We start from the raw sequence: 2977 nt of genomic DNA on the forward strand, positions 1-2977 counted from the left end.
ATTATCAGATAGTAGGTCATCATTTTTCGATAGATTTATACAAGACCTTCTATCAGTAATCTTGCTGAAAATGATAGTCATCGTTTATCATCAATGACTTAGAATGGCAATCATTTTGGCAATCAAAAACTAAAGTCTTGTCGGCAGATAAAAGGAATCCATTTGAAGAAATGATTTAGCCGTGGTATAATGAAACGGTAAATAAGTTATGACGGTAGCTACGAGTTTCGTAGAAAGGTGGTGGTGCTTATGAAAGTAAGTGCTAAAATCTGGATAGAAAGGAATAGCTCTTTTGTCCACAGCAGAGGCTTTACAGTTGATGTTGGAGTTCGGTGGCATTGTCCTTAGTCTCTTATCGCTGATTATTGTCCTTATTAAGCTGAATGATAAAAAGAAATAACCGTCTCAAACTTTAGCGAGTTGACGGTTATTTCTTAATCTAAAACTTAGCTACCGTCTTAAACGGATTTACACTGGGAGTTGTTGGAGCAACTCCCTTTTATAATTCTATTATAAGCTATTGGTGGGGAATTTGCAAGTATGAGATAAATAACATGTATTATTTTACAGTTGTAACTAGTTTCTTATTTTTACTTTCATCTTACCAGATAAAACACTGTATTCAGCGATTCGTGTACCATCTTCTGAATCCATGTAGAAGATAGGAATATCTGTTCCACCATTTGTTGTGCTAAAATTTTTTTCTGCTGACCAGAGATAAAATGCTGAACGATGTACCTCCAGCATAGCATCTGAAAAGGCTTGAAGATGAGCTGTAGACTCATATTTAATATCCTGTGGAAATACAACGTGCATTGCCCCACCCTCTTTTTGATAAACCGTTACCCGATATTCGGCTACAAAATCATTAATTGTATCTTGTAAAAAAATAGCATATTCATTTAAGTCAGGATTTTCAGAAGATGAAGTATTGGTAGGAGGTGAAGAACTTGAACTAGTAGATGATGGAATACTCTGTGAGTCTTCTCCTATTTTATCATCTTTGTAGTAATAATCATGGTCGGTATATCCAACAACAATTGTACTACCTTTTGGAGCATAATAGCCATAATTATCTCCATATTCATCGCTATCTAAATATTGCAAATTAGGTTGTGAGTCTAGATATGAATCACCTATGTAAATATTTCTAGTATTTACTTTTGCTTCATGATCAAAATTTTTAGGTACGAATTCAACCTTTAATCCTGCCTGAGAAAACAGTGCTTGAACATGTTCCTTAGTTTTAAAATTGACATCTGGCACTTTGACTAAATTATCTGGTACGTCTTTAACTTTCTTAGATTTATCATTAGTTGATGTTGTAGCTTGCTTTGAATGATAGTCAGCTATGATTAAACTTTGACGATTAACTTCCATCTGTGAGTTATAGAAAGCCAAAAATATCGGAATGAATAGTATTACTAAAGTTAGTTTAGGTCGATGAATTAGCATTGTGATAAAAAAGTTCACAATTAATTTTAATAGTTTTGTCACTCTATTTCTCATTACTTAATCCCTTTCTTGATATTGATACTCAACTGGTGAATATCCTACAATAATCTCACTCCCTTTTGGAGCATAATAGCCATAATTATCTCCGTCAAAATATTTTGCATTGGGTTGAGAATCAATAGAGATAGTAGTTCCTACAGATAGATTCTCTTTATTAATATCTGCTTCACGCTCTATATGTTGAGGAACAAATAATGGCTTTAAACCAGCCTGTTCAAAAAGTATTGTAACTTCCTCCTTTGATCTAAATAAGGTACTAGGAATTTCTACCCAATCATTAGGTGGTGCTGGTTTTTCTTCAGCCATTTTGGTATCAATTGTTTTTTGACTTTCAACATTTAAAGATATTTCAATCTTTCTGACTAATGGATAATTTTTTATAATCTCTACTGTATTTTTGATTGAAAAATATGTACAAAAGGTAATCCCTAAAATTAATATACCAATAAAGATTTTTGATTTGGTTGACATAAATTTAAATGTATGGCGTAAGCGTTCTCTATTTCCCGTTAGACCATCACTAAGACTCACTCTTCTTGTTACTTAAAATATTATCTAATTTACCCATGTTAATCTCCTTGAAATTTTATAGTTTTACGATAAAGGCTAGAAATTTGTGATAGCTATTTTTATTTTTGATAGTTTTAGATAAAGTTTTTTAGATTCCCAATTTGTAAAATTAAGCTAGACAGAAAAAGCCATCTATGTTAGGCTCAGATAAACTACCACATTTGTCTGAAAGGAACTAACATAAATGACTTATACTCATCTTACCACAAATGAACTCGTAATGATAGAGGCTTATTACCAAGAAGGTAAGAAAGTTTGCGCTATTGCAAAGTCACTTGGAAGAGCGAGACAAACCATTTATAATGTTATCTCTTTTCTGAAAACGGGTCACTCAGCTTATGACTATTATCAACGCTACAAAGCCAACAAGAGGCATTGTGGCCGGTAAAAGACCCAACTCACCAAACCAGTACAAGAGTTTATTCAATCCTATCTAGCATCAGATTGGAGCCTCGATGTGATAAAAGGAACTCATCCTGATAAAATTCCTTGTTCCATGCGTACTCTCTATCGCTTAGCTGACCGCGGCATCTTCAAGAAAGAGGCTATGCCTTGGCAAGGCAAACGAAAGCCAAATGGGATGAAAGAGAGGCGAGGAAAACAAGCTTTTCGCAGAGATTTGCGGGAACGCGCTAACATTTATCCAAACTTTGAAACTGAATTTGGTCACCTTGAAGGAGATACTATTGTTGGAAAGAATCATAAAAGCGCTGTTATCACGCTAGTTGAAAAGCAGTCAAAAGCGATGATCGTGCTTCAATCCAAAGGGCGAAAAGCCAGTGACATTGAAGTTGCTATAAACCAATGGATGTCCCGATTTCCTAAGAATCTCTTCAAGTCCATCACTTTTGATTGTGGGAAGGAATTCTCGAATTGGAAGTCAATTTCTAAC

The 2977-nt window shown here is 34.4% G+C and carries 3 protein-coding genes and 1 pseudogene; 2 read left to right on the forward strand and 2 right to left on the reverse strand.

All coding sequences use genetic code 11. The features are described from left to right. The first annotated feature begins 292 nt into the window (after positions 1–292). Positions 293–400, forward strand: a complete 108-nt coding sequence (locus ACFORF_RS07585) for a putative holin-like toxin (RefSeq protein ID WP_380426949.1) — start codon at positions 293–295, stop codon at positions 398–400. Between the two features lie 176 nt (positions 401–576). On the opposite strand, the gene ACFORF_RS07590 is transcribed toward ACFORF_RS07585, so the two are convergent. Both ACFORF_RS07590 and ACFORF_RS07595 read right to left on the reverse strand, forming a co-directional pair. Continuing rightward, positions 577–1497, reverse strand: a complete 921-nt coding sequence (locus ACFORF_RS07590) for a hypothetical protein (protein ID WP_380426951.1) — start codon at positions 1495–1497, stop codon at positions 577–579. Positions 1498–1512: 15 nt separating this feature from the next. After that, the gene (locus ACFORF_RS07595; protein WP_380426953.1) at positions 1513–1986 is read right to left on the reverse strand and encodes a hypothetical protein; all 474 of its coding nucleotides are present in this window, start codon (positions 1984–1986) and stop codon (positions 1513–1515) included. A gap of 283 nt (positions 1987–2269) precedes the next feature. Between ACFORF_RS07595 and ACFORF_RS07600 the strand changes: the two are divergent. Further along, positions 2270–2977: pseudogene (locus ACFORF_RS07600) on the forward strand (IS30 family transposase); the annotation flags it as partial.

The organism is Streptococcus caprae (assembly GCF_042649745.1).
Classification (GTDB): domain Bacteria; phylum Bacillota; class Bacilli; order Lactobacillales; family Streptococcaceae; genus Streptococcus; species Streptococcus caprae.